The sequence below is a fragment of the Paenibacillus salivarius genome, from assembly GCF_051307165.1.
GTDB lineage: Bacteria > Bacillota > Bacilli > Paenibacillales > Paenibacillaceae > Fontibacillus.
The window spans coordinates 2,263,754-2,287,347 of the sequence record NZ_CP195592.1; the positions used below are offsets into that span (position 1 = coordinate 2,263,754).

The following is a 23,594-nucleotide window of genomic DNA, read 5'->3' on the forward strand; positions in this document are numbered from 1 at the left end:
CGGGCTGACTTCGAAGTGACGAAGTGCTACAATAAAGAAGAAATATTTTTAACCATTGTTCAATACGGAGGCGAACACATTACTATGCGAGATCCACGGATACAAAAATTGGCCGAAAACCTGGTAGGTTATTCCATTGACGTTCAACCGGGCGAAAACGTGCTGGTCGAAATGATCGGTGAAGAACGCGATTTGCTTAAGGCTGTGATCGAGGAAATCGGGAAAAAGGGCGGCAACGCGTTTGTCGAACTGACGGACAAAACCGTTCAGAGCACCCAATTGAAATATGCAACCGAGGAAAGCATCAAGGCTTGGGCGGAATACGACCTGATTCGGATGAAGATGATGGATTGTTATATCGGCATCCGTGCCGGATCGAACGTCAACGATATGTCCGACGTGCCCGAAGACAAAATGAAGCTTTACAACTCGCTTTATTCTCACCCGGTACATAGCGAGCAGCGCGTTAAAAAGACGAAATGGGTCGTCTTGCGCTATCCGAACGCCAGCATGGCCCAATTGGCCAATGTGAGCACAGAGGCGTTCGAGGACTTCTACTTCGACGTATGCAACCTGGATTACGCCAAGATGGACCGGGCGCAGGATGCGCTTGCGGATCTGATGAAGCGTACGGATAAAGTCCGCATTGTCGGACCGGGCACGGATTTGTCCTTTTCGATTAAAGGCATCGGCGCGGAAAAATGCTCCGGGCAAAAAAATATCCCTGACGGCGAAGTATACAGCGCTCCCGTTCGCGATTCCGTCAACGGCACGATCAATTACAACGCGGCTACCTTGTATAACGGAGTTACGTTCGAGAACATTAAATTCCGTTTCGAAAACGGAAAAATCGTCGAAGCGACTAGCAATGATACGAAACGCTTGAACGATATCCTCGATTCCGACGAAGGCGCAAGATATATCGGGGAATTTGCGATCGGGTTCAACCCGTACATTTTGCATCCGATGAAAGATATTTTGTTTGACGAAAAAATTGCCGGCAGCCTCCACTTTACGCCTGGGCAAGCCTACGAAGAGACCGACAACGGAAACCGCTCGTCCATCCACTGGGATCTTGTTCTTATCCAGCGTCCGGAATACGGCGGCGGGGAAATTTATTTCGACGATGTTCTGATCCGCAAAGACGGCATCTTTGTCCTTCCTGAACTGGATGGTCTGAATCCGGATAATTTGAAATAAGAGAAAATCCCTTGCCTGGAAAACGGATTCAATGTATCATAAGAATATGTTTACTTAAAGATGACACGGAGGGATCGCTATGGCCTCGAACAATCAAGCAATTGTGGAAATTGCCCAAACGGCAGGTAAGTTCACTTCTTCGATCGTTCTGCAAGCAGATAACAAGTACATCGATGTAAAAAGTATCCTTGGATTGTTTACTACCCTTGTGAACACTCAAAGTTATGAACTGCATGTTCATGGGCCGGATGCGGATGAAGCCAAAGCCGCGGTAGCGGAAGTATTCGCCAAGCACGGATTGAACGTGAAGGTAGTGGCCGAATAAGCGGCTCCAATGCCCCTGTTTCCTTGTGAGACAGGGGCGTTTTTTTTATGATTCAGTCTTGCCTCCCCGGTGCTGCAAGCCTGGCTATTCGAACACGAACGTAAAGTCACCGTCCTCTCTCCCAAAAAGGTTTAATTTGGCGAGGTTCTTGTATTGGCCTTCGATTTCGTCTAATATTATGAATAGAATAAAAGTGTGGAGATTATGGAGGACATAGGGGGGATGAACATGACTTCATCTGATTTGCAGGAACAATTGAATCTTAAAGCGCTTAATCTTCTGAAGGAAGATGCAGATAAAATAGAGAAGCTGATTGAAGTGCAGATGGAGAATCTGGCTACGCGTTACTGTCCTCTCTATGAGGAAGTTCTGGATACCCAGATGTACGGTTTCTCCAGACAGGTCGATTATGCGGTCCGCATCGGTTTGGTTCAGGAATCTGTGGGCAAACAGATTTTAAGCAAGCTGGAACGCAATTTGGCTCTCCTTTATGAAGCCATGAATAATAAAGAGTAGTTTTACCGTAGCAAAAAGCGCATGATCCGGGTGACCGGACCATGCGCTTTTCATCTTTTATACGAGGTAGAAGGAGAAGCCGAGAATACAATACACGGCGATGAGGAGCAGGCCTTCGTACCAGTTCGTCTGCCCGTCCTGCGTAATCGATTTGGCGATAAAGACCGCAACGCCGATCGCGGCAAGCTCGATGACGGTAAACACGATATCCATCGGTTTGCCGAACAGATGGCTGATGAAGATCAGCACCGGCGCGACGAACAAGGCGATTTGCAAGCTGCTCCCGACGGCGATTTCCACCGCTGCCCCGATCTTGTTCTTCATCGCGAGCATAATGGCCGCGCTGTGTTCGGCTGCGTTCCCGACGATCGCCACCACAAAGGCGCCGACAAAAATTTCGCTGAGCCCGAATTTGGCCGTAAAGGTATCGAGACTATGTACGAGCCATTCACTGACGAAGGCGACCATGACCGTTGCGACCACGAGATAAACAATCGACATCTTCTTGGACCAGGCCGGTTCATGTTCGTGCGGCAGTTGTTCGTCTTCCTTTTCCGTGACATCGGCCAAGTAATTTTTATGAGTAATCATGGAGAATACGAGCCAGAGCAGGTAAGCGACGATCAATATGCCGGCTACGACAAGGCTGACTGCATTCCGGTCTTCCTCGTGCAGCACATGCGTATTCAGGAATATAGCGGGAACGAAAAGAGCGATGATCGCGACAATCATCAAGGATCCGTTCATTCCGGCCAGGGATACGTTGTACTTCTGGACTTTGTACTTCAGGCCGCCGGCAAACAGGCTGAGACCGAGGACAAGCAGCAGGTTGCCGATAATGGAGCCGGTAATGCTGGCTTTGACCATATCGAATTTCGCTTCCCGGATCAGCATGATCGCGATGATGAGCTCGGCAGCGTTGCCGAAGGTGGCGTTCAGGAAGCCGCCGAGACGCTGCCCCGCATAGTGCGCTACGCTTTCCGTCGCTTTCCCGAGGAAGCCGGCGACCAAGATAACGGCGACAGCAGAGATAATAAATTCCAACGTGGCGTTCCAATGGGCATAGTGTCCGATGGCGCTGAGTACAAAGAAGAGGATAAGTAATCCCGGTGACAAATACTTTTTCATGTTTTCACCCCCAGATTCAATATAACCAATAACGTGATGATTATAAACGAAAGGGTCGCGAACAGTCTATATTTGCCTAAAAGGAAATTAGCAATTACAATGATTAATAATGAGGTTGAAGGAGGAATTACCATGACCGAGCAATTACAACTCGATACGGGGCTCATTCGGATCTCCGATGACGTCGTTTCCAAAATCGCGGGAATGGCGGCGCTTGAAACCCCCGGTATCGCTGCGATGTCCGGCGGTCTTTCGGAAGGATGGGCAAAAAGGTTAAGCGGCAAAAACGTGCAGAAGGGCGTCACCGTTGAAGTCGGTCAATTGGAAGCTGCGATTGATCTGCGGATCATCGTGCTGTATGAGACTCCGATTCACGAAGTATGCCGGATGCTCCAACAGAACGTCCGGGAAGCCGTGGAAACCATGACCGGCCTGAAAGTGGTTGAAGTGAACGTGAAAGTCGAGGGCGTAGCGTTTAAGGACGACGAAGCTTGACCGCAAAATAAAAAGACTCCAGGTAATATACCTGAAGTCTTTTTTTGTGCGGCTCAGCCTTGTTGCCGGCGCTGCCGGCGGCTGTTCCAGTCGTAAGACTGGGATTCCTTGACGACGACGGATTTCGTACGCTCCTGCTTGGCCGGCAGGGAGGATTCCCTCGAAATGCTGAGCACGATCCCCATCGCCACCATCATGACCAGCAAGGAGGAGCCGCCGTAGCTGATAAACGGAAGCGTGACCCCGGTCACGGGTATCGTTCTCGTGACGCCTCCGATGTTGACGAAGGCTTGAATGGCGATAAGACCCATAATGCCGACGCCCATCAGCGTGCCGAACGAACTGTGGCAACGGAGGGATACAAGCAGCCCTCGCCAAATGAAGTATACATAGAACAGCAAAAATAAGATCGTTCCGATAAATCCGAACTCTTCTCCGATGACGGAGAAGATAAAATCGTTATAGGCATTAGGCAAATAGTGAAGCTTCTGGATCCCTTGTCCGAACCCGGTGCCGCTGACTCCGCCGTGACCGATCGCCGTCAGCGATTGAAGCAGATTGTAGCTCGCATCCTGGGGGTCATGCCAGGGATCGATAAAAGCCTGGATTCTGCCCATTTTGTAATTGTTCGCGGCGGCGGCGGTCTCGCTAGGGTTGATCTTGTCCCAAAGAGCTCCCGCGCCGATCACGATGCTGGCGCCAAGAATGAGCAGGGCGATCGAGCCCATAATGTGCTTCAGATTGGCGCCGCCCGCGAAAATGATCAGTCCTGCCGTCGCGACGAGAATAAGGCAGGATCCCAGATCCGGCTGAAGCATGATCAAGCCTGCGACAAAGCCGACGATGACCATGACAGGGATATATCCCGTCCGCAAATCCCGGAACCGCTCGCCTTTTTTCGAGATCAGCGCCGCAAGATACATGATCGTCGTAATTTTGGCCAGCTCCGTCGGCTGGATACCCAAAGCGCCGATGCGGAGCCAACTGCTCGCCCCGTTGATTTTACCGACGGAGGGGACGATCAGCAGCAGAATAATCGCCAGGATAAAAACCGGAACAAACAGCTTCTTGTACTTTTCGTAAGGAATGTTCATCGTGATAAACATGCCGAAAAGGCCCGCTGCGGCGAAAATAATCTGCTTTTTTGTAAAATACATCGGATCGTTTCCAAAGCTACTGTTGACCTGCGCGATGCTGGAGCTGGAGCTGAACACCATAACGATTCCAAAGCCCACTAACAGCAAAGTCAGAATAAGCAGTTGAAAATCGGGTGTTCCCCGTCGGGGCTCTTCTTTGTTGTCTCTCATTGAAAAAAGGACCTAAGCCTCGAGAAGTTTCTTCAATTCGGCAAGCTTGTGGCTAGCGGTATTCATGACCGTTGCCGGAATCTCGGATTCATATTCAAGACCGTGAGGGAAAGTGGCCCGCCCCATATAGACCGCTTCAATCGCGAGAACCGTATCCGGGCGCTCCAACTTACCTTCAACGGCGCGCGTATTAATACGAAGGAAGTATTCATCGTTGCCGAATTCAATTTTATAATCGTATGTAGCACGGTAGTATTCCCATTGCCAACGAATAAAGCCTACCTTTTCCGCGGATTCGTCCAAATAGGCCAAATCGCTCTTCAGTCCGTCCAAGCCTGTATTTTCAACAATCATCTTCCAGAAGGCCTCCTTCAAAATTCGTAAAAAAGTCATGAAAGTTCTCTTTCCCATGATATTATGTTTCCATCACTTGTGCAAGCATCGGAAAGCCTTGATACAGCGGCGGCATTCGCGTTTTTTTCACGTTTGCGTCCATATAAAGACAACCTGTAATCTGCTACAATGGAAGAAGGGAATGCTGCAAAGGAAGTGGATAAAATGGAAAAGGAAGCGCTTTTGGCATTGCTGCCGGGCATGGTGAAGGACAGACGGCATTTGCACCGGCATCCGGAATTGTCCTTTATGGAAAAAGAGACATCCGCTTATGTCGCGGACCGGCTGCATAAGCTTGGGATTGAAGTTTCGCGGGGAGCTTCGGGCTTCGGGCTAATCGGTAAAATCCTCGGGTCCAAACCGGGCAGAACCGTGGCCTTGCGCGCCGATATGGATGCGCTGCCGATCCAGGACGAGAAAGAGTGCGACTATGCCTCAACCGTACCCGGCATTATGCACGCCTGCGGTCATGACGGGCATACGGCCGTTCTTCTGGCGGTGGCGGAGTACTATTCCCGGCGAAGGGAAGAGCTGGCCGGCGAAATCCGGCTGATTTTTCAGCCGGCCGAGGAGGTTTGCCCCGGCGGGGCGTTAACCATGATCGAGGCCGGTGCGCTGGACGGCGTGGACGTCATCTACGGCGTTCATCTTTGGACGCCGATTCCGGTGGGCACGGCGGGAAGCGCGCCAGGACCGTTCATGGCTTCGACGGACGAATTCTTTATTGAAATCCGGGGCCGTGGAGGTCATGGCGGTATGCCGCACAAGACGGTCGACAGCGTGGTAGCGGGCTCCGCGCTAGTGCTTCAGCTGCAAACCGTGGTCAGCCGAACGGTTGATCCGCTTGCCCCGGCGGTCGTTACGATCGGTTCCATTCAGGGCGGCACCGCGCAAAATATCGTTGCCGACCGCTGCCGTTTGGCGGGCACGGTCCGCTGCTTTGACGAAGAGACGCGGACGCTGATCCGGGACCGGATCCGGCAAATTGCCGAAGCTACCGCAGCGGCATACGGTGCCGACGCGACTGTGGAATATATGATGGGATACCCGAGTCTAGTCAACGATCCGGTTGAATATGAACGATTTTACGGAAAGGCGGCACTTGAAGCGGGATTAACGCCGATGTTGTCGGAGCGTATTATGCCGGCCGAGGATTTTGCTTATTATTTGCGGCGGGTTCCGGGTTGCTTTATGCTCGTGGGAGCGGGAAATCCGGAAAAAGGAGCCGTTTATCCGCATCACCATCCGAAGTTTGATATCGATGAGGAGGCCATGCTTCACGCAGCGTCCCTTCTCATCGCGATGCGAGACGCTTACTGCGAATAAAATCGTTTCTCCGATGGAATTCTATTGTCCGAAGGAGGATGATTATGAAAAAAGTGCATGAAATCATGACCCGGGATTGCGTCACGGTGACCCCCGAGGACAACATTTTCGAAGTCGCCTGCAAAATGAAGGACAATGATACAGGCTTTATTCCGGTTGTAGAAAAGGGCGGAGACAAGCTGCTCGGAGTCATTACCGACCGCGACCTGGTTATCCGCGGCATCGCCGAGAAGCATCCGGGATCCACGGCGGTCGAAACCGTAATGACCCGCGGCATCAGGACGGCCTCGGCGGATACGTCCGTCGACGAAGCTGCGGAAATGATGGCCGAACAGCAAATCCGCCGACTTCCGGTCTGCGAAGGCGACCGCCTGATCGGGATCGTCTCGATCGGCGATCTGGCCGTAAGAAATATTTTTGCGGACAATGCGGGCGAGGCCCTGTCGGACATTTCGCAGCAGGTGCACTAACGGCAGCCGAACCTAACATGCGGGGAAGAAGTTCGCGGCCGGGCGGCCTGCGGGCTTCTTTTTTGTGAAACGGACAAGGAGGGACATCAGATGAGTGCGGACGGCGCATGCATTGTGCAACGAGATTTGACGATACTGCTGGAAACAAGCCATTCGGGATTCGATGAAGCCAGGCAGTTGCTTGGGAGATTTGCCGAGCTCGTCAAAAGTCCGGCTAATTTTCATACATATAAAATAACGCCGTTATCGTTATGGAATGCGGCCGCTGCCGGCTTGACGGCGGAGGAGCTGATCGGCGACCTTGCCCGTTTATCGCGGTTCGATATTTCAGGCGGAGCGCTGGAGGATATTCGTAAATGGATGTCCAGATACGGAATTTTAAAGCTGAGGTCGCTTGATAGCGATCCGGGACAGCTGTGCCTGGAGTGCACCGTGGACGAGCCCGGCTTGCTGGAATCATTCACCCGGGACAAGGGGCTGAAGGAGTTACAGCTGAAAATGACGGATGATCCCCGCCGGGCTACGCTGCCTTCCGTTTGGCGCGGCGCCTTGAAGCAGGAGCTGGCCCGAAAGGGGTATCCCGTGCTTGATGAAGCGGGGTACCACCACGGACAGCCGCTGCCGTCCCGGCTTAAGGATGTGACGACCGGGGGCAAGGCATTTCGGTTGCGCTCTTATCAAACCGCTGCCGTTCAGGCGTTCGCGGGCGAGCAAAACGGCGGGGGAAGCGGCGTACTCGTTCTGCCTTGCGGTGCCGGAAAAACGGTGATCGGGCTTGCGGCGATGGCGCATTTTCAGTGCGAAACTTTGATCCTCACTTCCAATGTGACCTCGGTCCGTCAATGGATTGCCGAAATTGCGGACAAGACGACATTGCCGCCACAGGCGATTGGCGAGTATTCGGGCGAACGCAAGCAGGTTTGCCCCGTAACGGTCTCAACCTATCAAATATTGACGCACCGGGGAAAAAAAGAAGAAGGCTTCAAACATATGAGCCTGTTCAACGAACGTGACTGGGGGCTCATCATCTATGACGAGGTTCATCTTCTGCCCGCTCCCGTGTTTCGCGCCACCGCGGACATCCAGGCAACCCGCCGTCTGGGGCTGACCGCGACGCTTGTCCGGGAGGACGGCTGCGAACGGGACGTATTTTCGCTGATCGGCCCGAAACGATATGAGGTACCCTGGAAATCGCTCGAGGCGGACGGATATATCGCTCAGGTAGAATGCCGCGAGGTGAGGGTCGGAATGCCCGACATGCTCAAGGAACGTTATTCGCTCGCGGAAGGGCGGGAGAAGTACCGGATCGCCGCGGAAAACCCGAGGAAAACCGAAATTGTGGATAAGCTCGTGAAACGTCATACCGGGCGGCAAATTTTGATTATCGGGCAGTATTTGGACCAGCTCCGCAACCTTGCGGAGGCTTTGGGCGTTCCGCTGATCACCGGCGCGACGCCCCAGGAGGAACGGGTACAGTGGTTTGCGCGGTTTCGCCGGGGAGAAATTCCGGTACTGGCCGTCTCCAAGGTCGCCAATTTCGCCGTAGATTTACCCGACGCCTCGGTGGCGATTCAAATTTCCGGCAGCTTCGGCTCGCGTCAGGAAGAAGCGCAGCGGCTCGGCCGGATTTTACGGCCGAAGCAGGACGGAAGCGGGGCGTTTTTCTACACCCTCGTATCCGAGGAGACGCGGGAGCAGGATTTTGCTTTGCGAAGACAGCTGTTTTTGATCGAACAGGGTTATGAATACAGCGTAAGCTTTGAACGGGAGGAAGGGGCATGATCATGCACATTTTCCGCAGGTTCGCCGGACTTCCCTTCAGTCTGGAGCGGGTGGACGAGGCCGCGTCGGGACGGGGGGCCGGCGCCGATCTGCGTGCGGCCGTCCCCTCCCTGCTCCGAACAGGAGAACTCGCCGCCGTTAAAAAAACTTGGGGAGAAAAGCTTTATTTCATTCCGATGGACCGGTTGCCCAAGATGTGGGAGCGGCTTGCGCCTAAGGCACTCGAGCCCAGGGACGGAGAGGCGGTGGCATTGGAACAAGAAGCCGGGCCGGGGCTTGCCGCGGATTTATTTCGGGCTCTGACTTGGATCGGCCGGCACCGCCTGCCGGTGACCGCCAAAGGCACGATTCACCAAAAAGCCGTTCAGAAGCTGACGGAATACCTGTATTTACGGGAAAACGATGTGGCGGAGCTTGGTCTTAGATATCCCCACCAAGACGCTTACCCGCCGCAATTCGCTGTAATGCTGGATCTGCTGCAGGCGCTTCGCCTGCTTGAAAAGGAACGCTCCTTCTGGGGGCTAAAAGCCGAGGAATTGGAAGGCTGGCTTGAACTTACGCCGGACGATATGGAAGCGGTGCTCTACCGGGAATTGCTTCACCGTTACGTGCCCGACGATGCAGCCATGATGCATTTTGTGTTTAGACTTGGCTGCCGGGACCTTAGGGAAGGAAGCTGGTACCCGCTTGAGGAGCTTTATGCTTCATTACAGGAGGCCGGGTATTTGTCCGAAACGCTGCCTGAACGGTTTTACGCTTGGACCGAGGGCTGGTTGAGGGCGCTGGCCGGGTTCGGCTGGATGGATACGGGCAAGGATCCGCAAGGAAAAAGGCTGTTTCGCTGGCGCCGCAAACCGGATCCGGGTGCGGCGCTGGCGCTGTCTTCCACGGAGTCCCTAGGGGAAGGTTCGCCCGGTGCGGGACGCCCATTGTCTCCCGGTGTTATTTATGTTCAGCCGGATTTTGAAATTATGGTTCCGCCGGATGTGTCCTACCGGGTGCGCTTCGAGCTGGAGGCCTTCGCTGACAACGTAACCTTTGACGCGATGTCGGTTTACAGGCTGTCCAGGTCCAGTGTGGCGCTGGCCGCCGAGCTCGGCCGATCGCCGGAGCAGGTTCTTGAATTTCTGGAAGTCCATTCGGCCGGAGGACTGCCGGAAAATGTGCGTCTGGCCCTTTTCCAGTGGGCCGGCGAATTGGGACGAACCTCGCTCGGGGAACAGCTTCTTCTGCAGTGTGCGGATGAAGCAACGGCCGACGTGGTTGCAGGCCTATCAACGATCAAAGAAAGCGTGGAACGGATCGGACCGAAGCACTTTATCGTTGATGGCAAGCAAGCGGCAAAAGTCCGCAAAGCGTTGGACGATGCCCGTCTTTCGCCTCCGCGGTCCATGGCCGGCGAGGGATATCCGCGACTGGACGGGAGGGCGTCTTCCGCGGAGGGACGGCCGGGATTCCGCGGAACCTCCGCCGATCAGGCTTGGATTCACGCCGGCAAAGAAGTTCATTTCTACACTCCGACCGTCGAGACGCCGGATCCCGAGGAGCTTTTTCCCGGGTATACCGAAATACCGGCAATGTGGAAAAAGGAGATGCGGGATTATCACGCCTCCACGGCAAGGGAGATCATGTCCAGAGCCATTGTCTGGAAAGCGAAAACGGCGCTGCAAATGGACGGAGAAACCGTTGAATTTATTCCTTCCGCGCTAAACGGCGGGGAAAAATGGACGGTTAGCGGCCGACTGCTTACTCATTCATCAGGTCAAGACGATATAGCAGGCGTCGAGGCCGAACTACGCCCTGAACAGTGGAGAGGGATGCGTCTCATCATGCCGGAAATCTCCTAAGGCGCAGGCATCTCCTCCTTCCGCTGGCAGAAACATTGTGATATGATTAATTCGTCTACTTTCAGGTGGACTAATTTTGAACAGAATCGAGTTGAAATTCATGAGCGTCACGGAGGTCAACACGGTCGATATGGCCGCGCTGCTGATAAACGCCTATGAATTAGGCGATATGATAAATAAATCCGCCGCCGTTTCCGATTACTTATACTGGAAGCGCCGCGTGGATGAGGATGAGGATGTTCAAGCGCTCGTCCGGAAGCTGGAAGCCAAGAAGGAGCTGTTCGAGGAAACGCAGCGTTTCGGTCATTTTCATCCGAACTATCACGAAGCCAAGGATCGGGTGGCCGAAGTAGAGAAGGAACTGGAACAATTCGAAGCGGTACGCCGGTTTAAGGCCGCGGAGAAGGAACTGGACGATATTCTTCACCAGATGTCGGAGACGATCGCTTACGCCGTATCGGAGACGATCAAGGTGCCGAGCAACGACCCGAATCCGACGGGCGGCTGCGGCAGCGGAGGCAAATGCAGCTGCGGCTAAAGCTTCGATATTCGTTACATGAGGTAGGGAGGGAGAATCATGTTTCCGGAACGTACAGGCTACATTATATGGGTCAGTGATTTGAAGGCCGCGAGAAATTTGGACAAATACGGGAGCGTGCATTATTTATCCCGCCGGATGCACTATGTGGTCATGTATGTGAATGCCGATCGTGCGGAAGAAACGATGCGCAACGTTCGCAAGCTTCCGTATGTACGCAAAATCGAACGTTCTTACCGTAACGAGATCAAGACGGAATACAGCAAGGATATTCCCGACAAAACTCAGTATTACGGTCTTTAAGAGGAAGTTCAAAAATTGTTATCCTTATATACATGATGTTTGCGGCCTCTGGGCCGCTTTTTCTTTAGGTATCGGACGAAAGGAGCGAAGACAGGGCATGGCTTTAAACTACCATCAGCTTCATATTTTTTATACGGTTGCCGAGCGGGGCAGCTTTTCGGCGGCCGCGCACGCGCTGCATATGACCCAACCTGCGGTGACGATGCAAATCCAGGCGCTGGAAGACTACTTCGGCAGTAAGCTTCTCGTCAGATCGACCAAGAAAATCGAGTTGACGGAGGCCGGGCAGACGTTATATCCGTTTGCGCGAAGGAGCATCGAATTGATGCGGGAAACGGAAAAGGCGATGGCACGGTACGCCTCCAAGTTGGAAGGCCGGTTGCAACTCGGGGCGAGCCTGACGATCGGCGAATATGTGCTGCCGCGGCTCTTGGGTCCGTTCGGCAAAGTTTATCCCGACATTTCCATCGTGTTAAAGGTCATGAATACGACGCAAATTATTGAAGAGATCGTCGGTCACCAGCTGAATTTCGGTCTCGTGGAGGCCCCGGTTCACCATCCCGACATGGTTTCGGAGCCGGTCATGGAAGATGAGCTCAAGCTGATCGTACCTTCGGGGCACCCGCTTTCGGGAAGGGGTTCGGTAACGCTGAAAGACGCGGTATCTTATCCTTTTGTGCTGCGGGAAAAAGGTTCGGGAACGCGTCAGGTGATGGAAGACGAATTGGAGCGGTTAGGCGTGGAGCCTGAACGGTTGGAGACGGTCATGGAACTTGGGAGTACGGGGGCGGTAAAATCGGCGGTCGAATCGGGACTCGGCGTGACCATCATCTCCCCATCCTCCGTCAAGCATGAAGTGGCGTTAGGATTACTTGAGGTGGTCGAGATCGAGGATGCGATGTTTAAACGGCAATTTTATTCCATCCATTTAAAATCGACCCTGCTGCCGGTTTCGGCGGTAACGTTTTTGACCTTTTTGCGGGAATGGGAAAAATCAAAATAGAAAGCTGGAGGTGCCATGAATGACGATCAATAACAATTTCGGTCCGGATAGCCGTTTTGACTTGCATACCCACACCCTGGCATCGGACGGAATGAATTCTCCGGCGGAAAACGTCGGATTGGCTAAGAAACAGGGGCTGGCGGGCCTTGCCGTCACGGATCACGATACGGTGGCCGGCGTAAAGGAAGCATTGGCGGAAGGGGAAAAGCTGGGGATCGTCGTGGTTCCCGGCGTCGAAATCAGTACCCGGGCCAAGGGCAAGGATATCCATGTGCTGGGCTATTTTTTAAACCATGACGACCCGGCGCTGCTGGAGAGATTGTCCGCACTCCGCTCCACTCGGGATAAAAGAAACGGTTTGATCATTGAAAAACTTCGGCAGCTGGGCATTCCGATCACACTGGAGGAAGTCATGGCGGGGCTTGGCCGGGAGCTTCGTCCGGACGAAAGCGTGGGCCGTCCGCATATCGCGGATGCGCTTGTTCGCTTAGGATTCGCTATGGATCTTCGCGATGCCTTCGACCGGTATCTCGGCGAAGGAAAGCCCGGTTACGCATCTTTGCCCCGGATCGCTCCCGAGGAGGCGATGAACTGGATCCGCGATGCGGGCGGAGTTCCCGTGCTTGCCCATCCCGGGCTGTACGATGACGACGAATTGGTCAGGGAGATTATCGCTGGCGGCCGGCCTGCCGGGCTGGAGGTGTTTCATTCCGATCACGGGCCCGAGGATGAGAAACGATATATGTCCATAGCCGAACGATATGGATTAATTCCTACCGGGGGTTCGGATTATCATGGCGTACGCCAGGGGAAAGTGTTTCATGGCGACATCGGCAGCCGCTTTGTTTCCGGGGATGTGCTCAACCGGATCCAAAAAGCCTCATCTTCCGCCGCACCGACTGAAAATTAGGCATAAAAGGGCCGCATCGGATCTCGATGCGGCCCTTTTATGTTTCTATTTTAAGCCGTTAACGCCGTTGCAGGGTCTTTAACCGTTCTTGACCGTATTCGGCAAGCTTTTCACCAATGTTTCGTCCGGCGTAACAAACAGCGTGCGTTGGTGATCGTAAATGACGAACCCCGGCTTCGCCCCGCTCGGTTTGCGGACATGGCGAATCAGGGTGCAGTCCACGGGCACGCTGCTCGATTGTTTGGCCTGGCTGAAGTAGGCGGCAAGCTGGGCCGCTTCATTCAATGTCGGATCGCCGAAGCCGGTGCCGCGAATGACGACATGCGAGCCCGGAATGTCCTTCGTATGAAGCCATGTATCGTTCGGAGCGGCGAGCCGGTTCGTTACATATTCGTTTTGCAAATTGTTTTTGCCCACAAGCATTTCGAAGCCTTCCGAGGAGGTATATACGTGCAGCGTCGGGCGGTCGTTCTTTTTCTTCTTTTTGCCCTTTTTGCTGCGATCGCGCAAATATCCTTGCTGAACCAGTTCCTCACGGATTTCGTCGATATCGCTCAGCGTCGCGTCCGAGAGCTGCTGGAGCACGCCGTCGAAATAAGCGATTTCCTCGCGGGTTTTCGCGAGCTGCTCATCGATGACGGCAAGGCTGTTTTTGAATTTGTTGTACTTTTTAAAATAACGCTGGGCGTTCTCCGAAGGGGTGAGAAGCGGATCTAGCGGAATCGTCTCCGTTCTCTGTTCCTCGTCGTAATAATTGACCAGTTCGGCGCTCTTGTCCCCTTTGGAGATCAAATGCAGCGAGGGCAGCAGCAGCTCGCCCCAAATCCGGTAACGCTCCGCGTCATCCGCTTCCGCCAGATCCTGTTCGAGATTGGACAGCTTTTTAATGTTTTTGTTCCGCTCATTTTGCAAAAAGCGCAGCAGATCGCTCGTTTTCTGCTTGACCGTATCCCGCAGCGCCTTTTCTCCGAAATAGTCCTCCATGCAATCGCTGATCGAGCCGTAGCTTCGCACTTTTCCCTGGAGCATGGTCAACCGGACCGCGGAAAATACGCTCTTGCCGCCGGCGTTTTCCCCGATCATCGGAGCATAGCGGTGTTCGCGGACTTCGTCCATCAATTGCTTGAAGGCTGTCCAGAGCTTTTCCAGCCCCGGATCTTCCGCGTCTTCCCCGCCGTATGCCCGGAAATAGATTTCCCCGGCTATAAGCGGGCTAATTCCGCTAAACGCGCCGACGAGCCAGCCCGAGCCCGGATTGTCGATGTCCGCCTGGCGGCGCGCGTCAAGAAATTCTTCTTTTCCGATCGTCAGCGGGTCCAGTTTATGCTGCTGCGGCGGCTCGGTATAGGTGAATCCGGGCATGACGATCCGGTAGCTGCTGATCGCCGGTGTTACGTGATGGATCCCGTCCAGTTGGGCTCCCGTAGCGGGGTCGAGCAAAATAATGTTGCTGTGCCGCCCCATGAGCTCGATGACGAGCCTTTTTAAGGATACGTCGCCGAGTTCATCGCGCTGGCGCACATCGATATGAATGATCCGCTCCATACCGACCTGGCTGATCGCCTCAATGACGCCGCCTTCGCAATGCTTGCGCAGAAGCATGCAGAACATCGGCGCCTCCAGCGGATTCGGATACGATTGATCCGTAAACTGCACGCGCGGATATGTCGCATTCGCGGACAGCAGCAACCGGCGGCCTCCGCCCGCAGAGCGGAGTTGAATGACGATGTCGTTCGGTGAAGGTTGATGTATTTTGTTGACCCGGCCGCCCACGGCCGCTTGCAATTCGTGAACAATGGAGCGCGTTACTATTCCGTCAAGTGACATAATTTAAATTCTCCTGTCTTTCGATCTCGTGCTCCCTCTATGATACAAAACTTCGGGCGAAAACTTAAGAGGCTCCGCTGTGATAATTTGGGACTGGCCGGAATACATTTATCCTAGTGGAAAAGCCTTCACGCTGTATACCGCAATAAATACGGGAGGGGAATTGGGAGGATGGAACAAAAACACTGGCACCAGTGGAGTGGGAAAGAGCTTCTGGAACGGTTCTGCGTCACGCGTGAACAGGGCCTGACCCAGGAGGAGGCGGCGCGAAGACGGGAGCAGTACGGGATGAACGAGCTGTCCGAGGGAAAGCGGATTTCCCCGTGGCTGCTGTTCATAAACCAGTTCAAAGACTTCATGATGCTCGTCCTGATGGGCGCCACGCTGATTTCCGGCATTCTCGGCGAATATTTGGACGCGATCACCATTATAGCGATCATCGTGCTGAACGGAGTACTGGGTTTTATACAGGAATTCCGGGCCGAACGGTCCCTGCGTGCGCTGAAAGAACTGTCCGCTCCCCACGCCAACGTGCTGCGGGAAGGGTCCGTCCGGCATATTCCGGCGAGGGAACTGGTTCCGGGCGATATCGTCGTGCTGGAAAACGGGGACCGCGTTCCTGCGGATATCCGCTGGCTCGCGACCCATAGCCTGGACGCGGAGGAATCGGCCTTAACGGGCGAATCCCATCCGGTCGCCAAGCACGCGGAACCGATTCAAGAAACCGAGGTGCCGCTCGGCGATCAGAAAAACATCGGGTTCATGGGAACGATGATCACGCGCGGCAGCGGACGAGGCATAGTCATCCGAACCGGGATGGATACCGAAATGGGCAAAATCGCCGATCTCATTCAAAATACCGAAAGCCAGGAAACGCCGCTGCAAAGACGGTTGGAGCAACTCGGCAAAATTCTGATTTTTTTAGCGCTTGGGCTTACGGTTCTCGTCGTTCTTATCGGGATTATGCATGGACAGCCTGCGGCGGCGATGTTCTTTGCCGGAGTAAGCCTGGCGGTGGCGGCCATTCCGGAAGGGCTGCCCGCCATCGTGACGATCGCGCTGGCGCTCGGCGTCCAGCGGATGATCAAACGGAAGGCGATCGTGCGCAAGCTGCCTTCCGTGGAAACGCTCGGCTGCGCATCGGTCATTTGCTCCGATAAAACCGGAACGCTGACGCAGAACAAAATGACCGTCACGCGGGTTTGGGTCGAAGGCCGCTCGCTTGAAGTGACGGGCGACGGTTATGAGCCGACCGGAGATATTCTGGAGAACGGGCGGCCTGTCGACTTGAAGAAGGACCAAAGCCTGCGCCGGTTGCTCCAAGTCAGCGCACTGTGCTCCAATGCGGTGATTTATGAGGAAGATGCGGACATGCGGGGCCGTAAAAAAAGCAAAGAGGAAGCCGTGGTCATGCAATGGAAGCTTAAAGGCGACCCGACCGAAGGGGCGCTCGTTGTCCTGGCTTCCAAGATGGGGCTGTCGCCGGGGGCGCTCGGCACGACTTATCAAAGGGAGCAGGAATTTCCGTTCGATTCCCAGCGCAAGATGATGTCGGTTGTCGTAGGGCACCAAGGCGGGAAAATGGCTCTGGTGAAGGGCGCGCCGGACATGTTGCTTGATAAGTGCTCCTACATTTTATGGGAAGGCAAGGTCGTGCCGTTCACGGGAACGCTGAGAAACCGCGTCCAGGCGGAAAACGAAGAGATGGCCCGCGGCGCGCTGCGCGTCCTTGGGCTGGCTTACCGGGATGTGAAGCCGAACGAGCATGCGGATAACGAGGAATGCGTCGAGTCCCAGCTTATTTTTGTCGGGCTCGCCGGAATGATCGATCCGCCGCGCCGCGAGGCGAGAGACGCTATCTCCGTCTGCCGCAAGGCCGGGATCAAAACGGTGATGATTACCGGCGATCATCGTCTCACGGCGGAGGCCATCGCTGCAGATCTCGGCATTTTGCCGCGCGGAGGGGCTTCCATGTCCGGGAAGGAACTGGCCGGATTGAGCGATGAGGAGCTGGACAAAAGGGTCGACTCCACTTATGTATATTCCCGGGTCGCTCCGGAACATAAGCTTAGGATCGTCAAGTCGCTTCAGCGCAAAGGCCATGTCGTGGCGATGACCGGGGACGGAGTCAATGACGCTCCGGCGATCAAGGCCGCGGATATCGGCATTGCCATGGGCATCACGGGTACGGACGTATCCAAGGAAGCCTCCTCCTTGATTTTGAGCGACGATAACTTCTCTTCCATCGTGGCGGCGATTGAAGAGGGAAGGAACATTTACGAAAACATCCGCAAGTTCATCCGCTACTTGCTGGCATCCAATGTCGGCGAAATATTGACGATGTTTTTCGCCATGCTGGCCGGACTGCCGCTTCCCTTGCTTCCGATCCAGATTCTGTGGGTCAACCTGGTCACGGACGGATTGCCGGCCATGGCGCTCGGGGTGGATCAGCCAGAAAAGGATTTGATGGAACACAAGCCGCGGGGCGCGAACGAGAACATTTTCGCGCGGCGTTTGGGCTGGAAAATTTTGAGCCGCGGTTTTCTGATCGGCCTGTGTACGCTCGGGGCGTTCTGGCTGACTTACCGGATTGCTCCGGAGGATCCGGCACAGCTTGCCACCGCGCAATCGGTCGCCTTCGCCACGCTCGTTATGGCCCAGTTGATTCATGTGTTCGACTGCCGCAGCTCCCGTTCGATTTTCCATCGAAACCTATTGCAGAACAAGTATCTTGTCGTTGCCGTCTTGTCCTCCGTGCTGCTGCTTTTGGCCGTCATGTACATCGAACCGCTGCAACCGGTCTTCAAAACGGTACCGCTCGGCTTCCGCGAATGGGCGATTACGCTCGTTGCCGCAGGCATTCCGACCTTTTTGCTCGGTGCAGGCAGCGTATGGTCGGGTAAACGCCGCCGGAACTACGGCGGCCCGCGCCCGATGTTCCCTGCGAAAAGTACAAATTTTCGTGCATAGAATCAATACCCCTACACCCTGTATGGCGGTAAACTAACCCCATAACGATAGCTTTGCAGCATGCAAAAAATGCAAATCGCTGCAAAGCTCACAAGGGGTGGAAGGGCATGGAATTCACGAAAATGCATGGACTCGGAAATGATTTTCTTGTCATATATGGACAGAAGGAGCTTCCCGAGCACGTATCCGAATTGGCCGTCAAGTGGTGCAACCGGTTTTTCGGAGTCGGCGCGGACGGACTCGTATTCATTTTGCCTTCGGAGAAAGCGGATTTTAGAATGCGCATTATCAATTCCGACGGAACGGAAGCCGAACAGTGCGGCAACGCCATCCGCTGCGTATCCAAGTACGTGTATGAGAACGGGTACACGGACAAAGAACGGATTACGATCGAAACGCTCGGGGCCGGCGTTCAGCAGGTCACGCTGCAGATTGAGGGGAACGCGGTAAAAACCGTAAGGGTCGACATGGGCGAACCGATACTGGACGGCTTATCCGTGCCGACGACGCTCTCCGGCAATCCCGTGCTGGCCCAGCCGATCGAAACGGACGGGGAATCGTTCAGCTTTACGGCCGTATCGATGGGAAATCCGCACTGCGTCATTTATGTCGACGACGCGCCGAATTTCAATCTCGGTACCTGGGGGCCCAAGCTGGAGGTCCATCCGTATTTCCCGCGGAAAATCAACGTGGAGTTTGCGACCGTTACCCGGCGCGACCGGGTGGAGATGCGCGTTTGGGAGCGCGGGGCGGGCCCGACGCTTGCCTGCGGGACCGGAGCCTGCGCGACGCTGGTCTCCTCGGTGCTCAACGGTTTGACGGACCGTTCGGCATGGATCGGGCTGGCGGGCGGGGACCTGTTCATCGAATGGGATGAGCGCGACAACCACGTCTATATGACCGGACCGGCGGAGACCGTATATCAGGGGATCATCTGACGGCGAAAAACGAAGCATTTTCAAAAGGGGTGGCCGGAAGGCGGCCCTTTTTTCGCGTAAGCAAGATTTTCGGACCAATTCTTATCATTCAGGTGGATTTATGTTACATTAGAATGAACTTACGCTGGAAGTACCTTTCCTTGTTGCTGTTACGAGCGTGAAACTCTTACTATACATTATCGTTTTTTGGGGGTAAGGAATGATGAAGCCTGATTTGCGCAAAAAATGGGAAGACGGACTGTTGGTCGGGGACGGTGCAATGGGAACCTATCTGTACAATTTCGGCTTTCCCGTGGGGATATCCTTCGAGGAGCTGAATTTGCTTCAGCCCGAGGTGATCGGCGACGTTCACCGCCGGTATATTTCCGCCGGATCGGAATTGATTGAAACGAACAGCTTTTCCGCCAATTTTTACAAGCTGTCCAAATTCGGACTGGAGTCGCAGGTGGAGGAGATCAACCGGGCGGCCGTGCGGATCGCGCGTCAGGCCGCGGGCGACAACGTATACGTTGCCGGAGCCGTAGGCTCGATCCGCGGCGGAAAACGGGTCAATGTCACGGCCCAGGAACTCGGCCGTTATTATGAACAGCAGATTGCCGCTTTGTTGACCGAAGGGGTGGACGGGCTGCTGTTCGAAACGTTTTACGATTTGAGCGAAATGCGCATTGCGCTTGGCCGTGCCCGCAAACTTACCGATATTCCGGTCGTTTGCCAATTTGCCGTGGATCAGGTCGGACGTACGTTGGACGGCCATACCATTGCCGATGCTTTCGGCATTTTACGGAGCGAAGGCGCCGATATGCTCGGCTTCAACTGCCATTCGGGCCCGAAAGGCATTATGAGCGTCATGTCCGAATTGGGCGGACCGCTCGACGTGCCGCTTTCCGTATTTCCTAATGCAGGTTTGGCCGATTATGTCGATGGAGAATATGTATATGGGGCCGCACCGGAATATTTCGGGGAATGCGCCGTTTCCTTCGCGGAGCTCGGAGCCCGTCTGATCGGGGGCTGCTGCGGAACGACGCCGGAGCACATCGCGGCGACCGCCGAGGCTTTGCGGGAGTATCGGGTTACTCCGCTCTCCGAAGGCAAGCCGTTGCCTGAACCCCGTGAGCGTGCCGTCGTCGGGGACGCCGGTGAAGATGCCCCGAGAGGTTCGCGGTATGTGCAAGGGCCGACGATCACCGAACTGGTGAAGGAACGCCACACGGTCATCGTTGAACTGGATCCTCCGCGCGATCTTGATATCGGTAAGTTCATGGAAGGGGCGGCCGCGCTGAAGGAGGCGGGCGTCGACGCATTGACGCTGGCCGACAATTCCCTTGCGGTGACCCGGATGAGTAATATGGCCCTCGGCCATTTGGTGCAGGCGGAGCTAGGTCTGCGGCCTCTCATTCATATTGCCTGCCGCGACCGCAATCTCATCGGTACGCAGTCGCATATGATGGGCTTTGACGCGCTGGGTATCGACCATGTTCTCGCGGTGACGGGCGATCCTTCCAGATTCGGGGATCTGCCCGGGGCCAGCTCGGTTTATGACCTGACTTCCTTTGAGATTATCCGCATGATCAAGCAGTTGAACGAGGGGATCGCCTTTTCGGGTAAACCGCTGAAACAAAAAGCGAAATTCGTGGTCGGCGCGGCGTTTAACCCGAATGTGAAGCATCTGAACAAAGCCGTGGAACGGCTGGAGAAAAAGATCGCCTCCGGCGCGGACTATATTATGACCCAGCCGGTATACGATCCCGAGCTGATCGTCCGGATCAAAGAAGCGACCGCGCACCTTGACATTCCTATTTTCATAGGCATCATGCCTTTGGCCAGCGGAAAAAACGCGGAATACCTGCATAATGAAGTGCCGGGCATTCAACTGCCGGAGGGTATTCTGAAACGGATGGAAGGACTGCAGGGGCCGGAAGGACGGGCCATGGGCGTCGAAATCGCCAAGGAACTGCTCGATACCGCGATGGAGCATTTTAACGGTATTTATTTGATGACGCCGTTCATGTTCTATGAAATGAATGTCAACTTAACGAACTATGTTCTTGAGAAATCGAATCGCATGGCGTCCCACTTGTCTCGTTCATAATTATCAATTACAATAGGATAACGGATGTGATGCCTTTGTCTCACAGTATGACAGGATACGGCAGTTCCGCCAGACAAAGCGGCGGGTACATTGTGCAGTTTGAGATTAAATCCGTCAACCACCGCTACTCCGAGGTGATCCTGCGTTTGCCGCGGGAATGGACATGTTACGAGGATGGTTTGCGGCGCCAGGTTCAACAAGTGTTGAAGCGCGGACGGGTTGATGTATATATCGGAAAAGAGCAGGATGACGCAAGTACCCTGCCTTTTGTTCTGAATACCGGTGTGGTGGAGTCTTACCTCAGGGCGGCGGAAGAGCTGAAGACGAAGTATGGCCTGGAAGCTTCTTTGAGCGCCAAGGATATATTGTCATTACCGGATGCGCTGATTCCTCCGGATCCGTTGTCGGCAGAGAACGGCACGGACTGGGAGAGTCTTTTGAAAGAAGGACTCGAGGAAGCCTTGAACGGCCTTCTTGAAATGCGCGAACGGGAAGGGAATCATCTGGCCCTGGAGATGGACCGGCGCCTCTGCAAATTGGAGGAGCTTCATGCCGAACTGGTAGCCATTGCTCCGCAGGTGGTCGGCGAGTACCGGACGCGGCTTCGCAGCCGGCTGGCCGAACTGCTTGATGGAGAGCTGGACGAAGCCCGGTTTGCGATGGAGGTCGCGGTTTTTGCCGACCGTTCCAATATCGACGAGGAACTTACGCGGCTCTCAAGTCACTTCGCGCAAGTGCGGACGCTGCTAACGGGTTCGGAGCCGGTGGGGCGCAAGCTTGATTTTTTGATACAGGAAATGAACCGGGAAACGAATACGATTGGATCGAAAGCCAATCATCTGGCTCTGGTCAACCGTGTCGTGGAAATGAAAGCGGAACTGGAGAAAATCCGCGAACAAGCGGCTAATCTCGAATAACGTCACAACTGGCACAGGCGAGTCAAGTATAATAGGGGGAAGCACCTTACTATGGCTATTAAACTTATTAATATCGGCTTCGGAAACATCGTTTCGGCGAACCGGATTATTTCAATCGTAAGTCCGGAGTCCGCCCCGATTAAGCGGATCATCCAGGAGGCAAGAGACCGCCACATGTTGATCGACGCTACATACGGCCGACGCACCCGTGCGGTGATCATCACGGACAGCGACCATGTCATTTTATCGGCTGTACAGCCCGAGACGGTGGCCCATCGCCTGTCTGCCAAAGATGACGACAACGACGAATAAAATGGAGAGAAATATGGCTAAAGGGTTACTCATTGTATTGTCAGGACCATCAGGTGTAGGCAAAGGTACGGTTTGTAACGAGCTGCGGCGGCGTTTGCCCGGGCTCGTCTATTCCGTTTCCGCGACTACCCGGACTCCTCGGCTCGGGGAAGAGCATGGAGTGAATTATTTTTTCAAAACGCGCGAACAGTTTTTGGAGATGATCGAGAAGGACCAACTGCTGGAATACGCGGAATACGTGGGGAATTTCTACGGAACTCCGCGGGATTTCGTCGAGCAAACGCTCGAGAGCGGCAAGGACATCATTCTCGAAATCGAAGTTCAGGGCGCGCTTAAGGTGAAGGAGAAATTTCCGGAAGGTATTTTTATTTTTCTTTTGCCGCCTTCTCTTGATGAGCTCAAAGGCAGAATTCAGGGGCGGGGAACGGAGACGCAGGCAACCATCGACCATCGGATGTCCGTGGCGGCCGACGAAATCGGCTTGATTTATAATTATGATTATGCGGTCGTAAACGATGAAATCGAGCTGGCTTGCGAAAGAATAGAAGCGATTATCGTTGCCGAACATTGTAAGGTCAAAAACAAAGCCAAAGAATTGCAAATTGGCAATTGAGTCCATAAGAAGAGGTGTTTTTAAATGCTGTATCCATCGATCGACAAAATGCTTGGCAAAGTCGGCAGTAAATATTCTCTCGTAGTCGCGGCTTCCCGCCGTGCAAGACAGCTGAGAGAGGGAGAAAAGAGCGAACTGAAGAGCCCGAGATCCCACAAACAGGTCGGCGTGGCCCTGGAGGAAATTTACGGGGATTACGTCAAGCTTAAGCAGGGCACTCAACCGGAATCGGAAGAACTTAAATAAGCAAAATGACCTCGTGGGTCGCCGGATTTGAATAACAGCCTCATTAACAACCGCGAGGTTGTTATTTTTTTCATTTTTAAAGGTTGTTCAAAAAGTCAACGGTGCTGATAATCTGATTTTTTGGACACGCATTTTATCT

The 23,594-nt window shown here is 54.2% G+C and carries 23 protein-coding genes; 19 read left to right on the plus strand and 4 right to left on the minus strand.

The window, feature by feature from the left end; genetic code table 11:
- Positions 1-84: 84 nt before the first annotated feature.
- The 3 genes from ACSFXJ_RS10085 (at position 85) to ACSFXJ_RS10095 (ending at position 2,041) form a co-directional block, all read left to right on the plus strand.
- Positions 85-1,200, plus strand: a complete 1,116-nt coding sequence (locus ACSFXJ_RS10085) for an aminopeptidase (RefSeq protein ID WP_435925016.1) — start codon at positions 85-87, stop codon at positions 1,198-1,200.
- 79 nt (positions 1,201-1,279) lie between these two features.
- A complete protein-coding gene (locus tag ACSFXJ_RS10090; RefSeq protein ID WP_435925017.1) occupies positions 1,280-1,525 on the plus strand; it encodes an HPr family phosphocarrier protein in 246 nt (81 codons plus the stop codon).
- A gap of 228 nt (positions 1,526-1,753) precedes the next feature.
- Positions 1,754-2,041, plus strand: a complete 288-nt coding sequence (locus ACSFXJ_RS10095; RefSeq protein ID WP_435925018.1) for a DUF1507 family protein — start codon at positions 1,754-1,756, stop codon at positions 2,039-2,041.
- 57 nt (positions 2,042-2,098) lie between these two features.
- Here the strand turns inward: ACSFXJ_RS10095 and cax are convergent, their stop codons facing one another.
- Positions 2,099-3,169 (minus strand): calcium/proton exchanger, encoded by a 1,071-nt coding sequence (gene cax, locus ACSFXJ_RS10100; RefSeq protein ID WP_435925019.1) that lies wholly within the window; start codon positions 3,167-3,169, stop codon positions 2,099-2,101.
- Positions 3,170-3,301: 132 nt separating this feature from the next.
- Between cax and ACSFXJ_RS10105 the strand changes: the two genes are divergently transcribed.
- The gene (locus tag ACSFXJ_RS10105; protein WP_435925020.1) at positions 3,302-3,664 is read left to right on the plus strand and encodes an Asp23/Gls24 family envelope stress response protein; all 363 of its coding nucleotides are present in this window, start codon (positions 3,302-3,304) and stop codon (positions 3,662-3,664) included.
- 53 nt (positions 3,665-3,717) lie between these two features.
- Here the strand turns inward: ACSFXJ_RS10105 and ftsW are convergent, their stop codons facing one another.
- Positions 3,718-4,971 (minus strand): putative lipid II flippase FtsW, encoded by a 1,254-nt coding sequence (gene ftsW, locus ACSFXJ_RS10110; RefSeq protein WP_435925021.1) that lies wholly within the window; start codon positions 4,969-4,971, stop codon positions 3,718-3,720.
- A gap of 12 nt (positions 4,972-4,983) precedes the next feature.
- The gene (locus tag ACSFXJ_RS10115; RefSeq protein WP_435925022.1) at positions 4,984-5,325 is read right to left on the minus strand and encodes a YugN family protein; all 342 of its coding nucleotides are present in this window, start codon (positions 5,323-5,325) and stop codon (positions 4,984-4,986) included.
- Positions 5,326-5,529: 204 nt separating this feature from the next.
- On the opposite strand from ACSFXJ_RS10115, the gene ACSFXJ_RS10120 reads away from it, so the two are divergent.
- The 8 genes from ACSFXJ_RS10120 to ACSFXJ_RS10155 all read left to right on the plus strand — a co-directional run bounded on the left by ACSFXJ_RS10120 (position 5,530) and on the right by ACSFXJ_RS10155 (position 13,543).
- A complete protein-coding gene (locus ACSFXJ_RS10120) occupies positions 5,530-6,690 on the plus strand; it encodes an amidohydrolase (RefSeq protein ID WP_435925023.1) in 1,161 nt (386 codons plus the stop codon).
- 44 nt (positions 6,691-6,734) lie between these two features.
- Positions 6,735-7,160, plus strand: coding sequence for a CBS domain-containing protein (locus tag ACSFXJ_RS10125; RefSeq protein WP_435925024.1), 426 nt, complete (start codon positions 6,735-6,737; stop codon positions 7,158-7,160).
- A 90-nt stretch (positions 7,161-7,250) separates the two neighbouring features.
- Positions 7,251-8,942 (plus strand): DNA repair helicase XPB, encoded by a 1,692-nt coding sequence (locus ACSFXJ_RS10130; protein WP_435925025.1) that lies wholly within the window; start codon positions 7,251-7,253, stop codon positions 8,940-8,942.
- On the plus strand, positions 8,939-10,789 hold the full coding sequence (locus tag ACSFXJ_RS10135) for a helicase-associated domain-containing protein (protein ID WP_435925026.1): 1,851 nt from the start codon (positions 8,939-8,941) through the stop codon (positions 10,787-10,789). The genes ACSFXJ_RS10130 and ACSFXJ_RS10135 overlap by 4 nt, the downstream gene beginning before the upstream one ends.
- A gap of 100 nt (positions 10,790-10,889) precedes the next feature.
- Complete coding sequence (locus ACSFXJ_RS10140; RefSeq protein ID WP_435925728.1) at positions 10,890-11,327, plus strand: YlbF family regulator; 438 nt, start codon at positions 10,890-10,892, stop codon at positions 11,325-11,327.
- Between the two features lie 39 nt (positions 11,328-11,366).
- Entirely contained in the window at positions 11,367-11,630 is a 264-nt protein-coding gene (locus tag ACSFXJ_RS10145) for a YlbG family protein (RefSeq protein WP_435925027.1), read from the plus strand.
- Between the two features lie 97 nt (positions 11,631-11,727).
- A complete protein-coding gene (locus ACSFXJ_RS10150) occupies positions 11,728-12,633 on the plus strand; it encodes a selenium metabolism-associated LysR family transcriptional regulator (RefSeq protein ID WP_435925028.1) in 906 nt (301 codons plus the stop codon).
- Between the two features lie 19 nt (positions 12,634-12,652).
- Complete coding sequence (locus ACSFXJ_RS10155) at positions 12,653-13,543, plus strand: PHP domain-containing protein (protein ID WP_435925029.1); 891 nt, start codon at positions 12,653-12,655, stop codon at positions 13,541-13,543.
- A gap of 78 nt (positions 13,544-13,621) precedes the next feature.
- Here the strand turns inward: ACSFXJ_RS10155 and ACSFXJ_RS10160 are convergent, their stop codons facing one another.
- Positions 13,622-15,370, minus strand: a complete 1,749-nt coding sequence (locus tag ACSFXJ_RS10160; RefSeq protein WP_435925030.1) for an Rqc2 family fibronectin-binding protein — start codon at positions 15,368-15,370, stop codon at positions 13,622-13,624.
- Between the two features lie 171 nt (positions 15,371-15,541).
- Between ACSFXJ_RS10160 and ACSFXJ_RS10165 the strand changes: the two genes are divergently transcribed.
- The 7 genes from ACSFXJ_RS10165 (at position 15,542) to rpoZ (ending at position 23,455) form a co-directional block, all read left to right on the plus strand.
- A complete protein-coding gene (locus ACSFXJ_RS10165) occupies positions 15,542-18,340 on the plus strand; it encodes a calcium-translocating P-type ATPase, SERCA-type (protein ID WP_435925031.1) in 2,799 nt (932 codons plus the stop codon).
- Between the two features lie 107 nt (positions 18,341-18,447).
- Complete coding sequence (dapF, locus tag ACSFXJ_RS10170; protein ID WP_435925032.1) at positions 18,448-19,278, plus strand: diaminopimelate epimerase; 831 nt, start codon at positions 18,448-18,450, stop codon at positions 19,276-19,278.
- 202 nt (positions 19,279-19,480) lie between these two features.
- Positions 19,481-21,367, plus strand: coding sequence for a bifunctional homocysteine S-methyltransferase/methylenetetrahydrofolate reductase (locus tag ACSFXJ_RS10175; protein ID WP_435925729.1), 1,887 nt, complete (start codon positions 19,481-19,483; stop codon positions 21,365-21,367).
- Positions 21,368-21,402: 35 nt separating this feature from the next.
- On the plus strand, positions 21,403-22,284 hold the full coding sequence (locus ACSFXJ_RS10180; RefSeq protein WP_435925033.1) for a YicC/YloC family endoribonuclease: 882 nt from the start codon (positions 21,403-21,405) through the stop codon (positions 22,282-22,284).
- A gap of 51 nt (positions 22,285-22,335) precedes the next feature.
- Positions 22,336-22,596, plus strand: coding sequence for an extracellular matrix/biofilm regulator RemA (gene remA, locus ACSFXJ_RS10185; RefSeq protein ID WP_044479181.1), 261 nt, complete (start codon positions 22,336-22,338; stop codon positions 22,594-22,596).
- 13 nt (positions 22,597-22,609) lie between these two features.
- The gene (gmk, locus tag ACSFXJ_RS10190; protein WP_435925034.1) at positions 22,610-23,209 is read left to right on the plus strand and encodes a guanylate kinase; all 600 of its coding nucleotides are present in this window, start codon (positions 22,610-22,612) and stop codon (positions 23,207-23,209) included.
- 24 nt (positions 23,210-23,233) lie between these two features.
- Complete coding sequence (rpoZ, locus tag ACSFXJ_RS10195) at positions 23,234-23,455, plus strand: DNA-directed RNA polymerase subunit omega (protein WP_435925035.1); 222 nt, start codon at positions 23,234-23,236, stop codon at positions 23,453-23,455.
- The last annotated feature ends 139 nt before the right edge of the window (positions 23,456-23,594 follow it).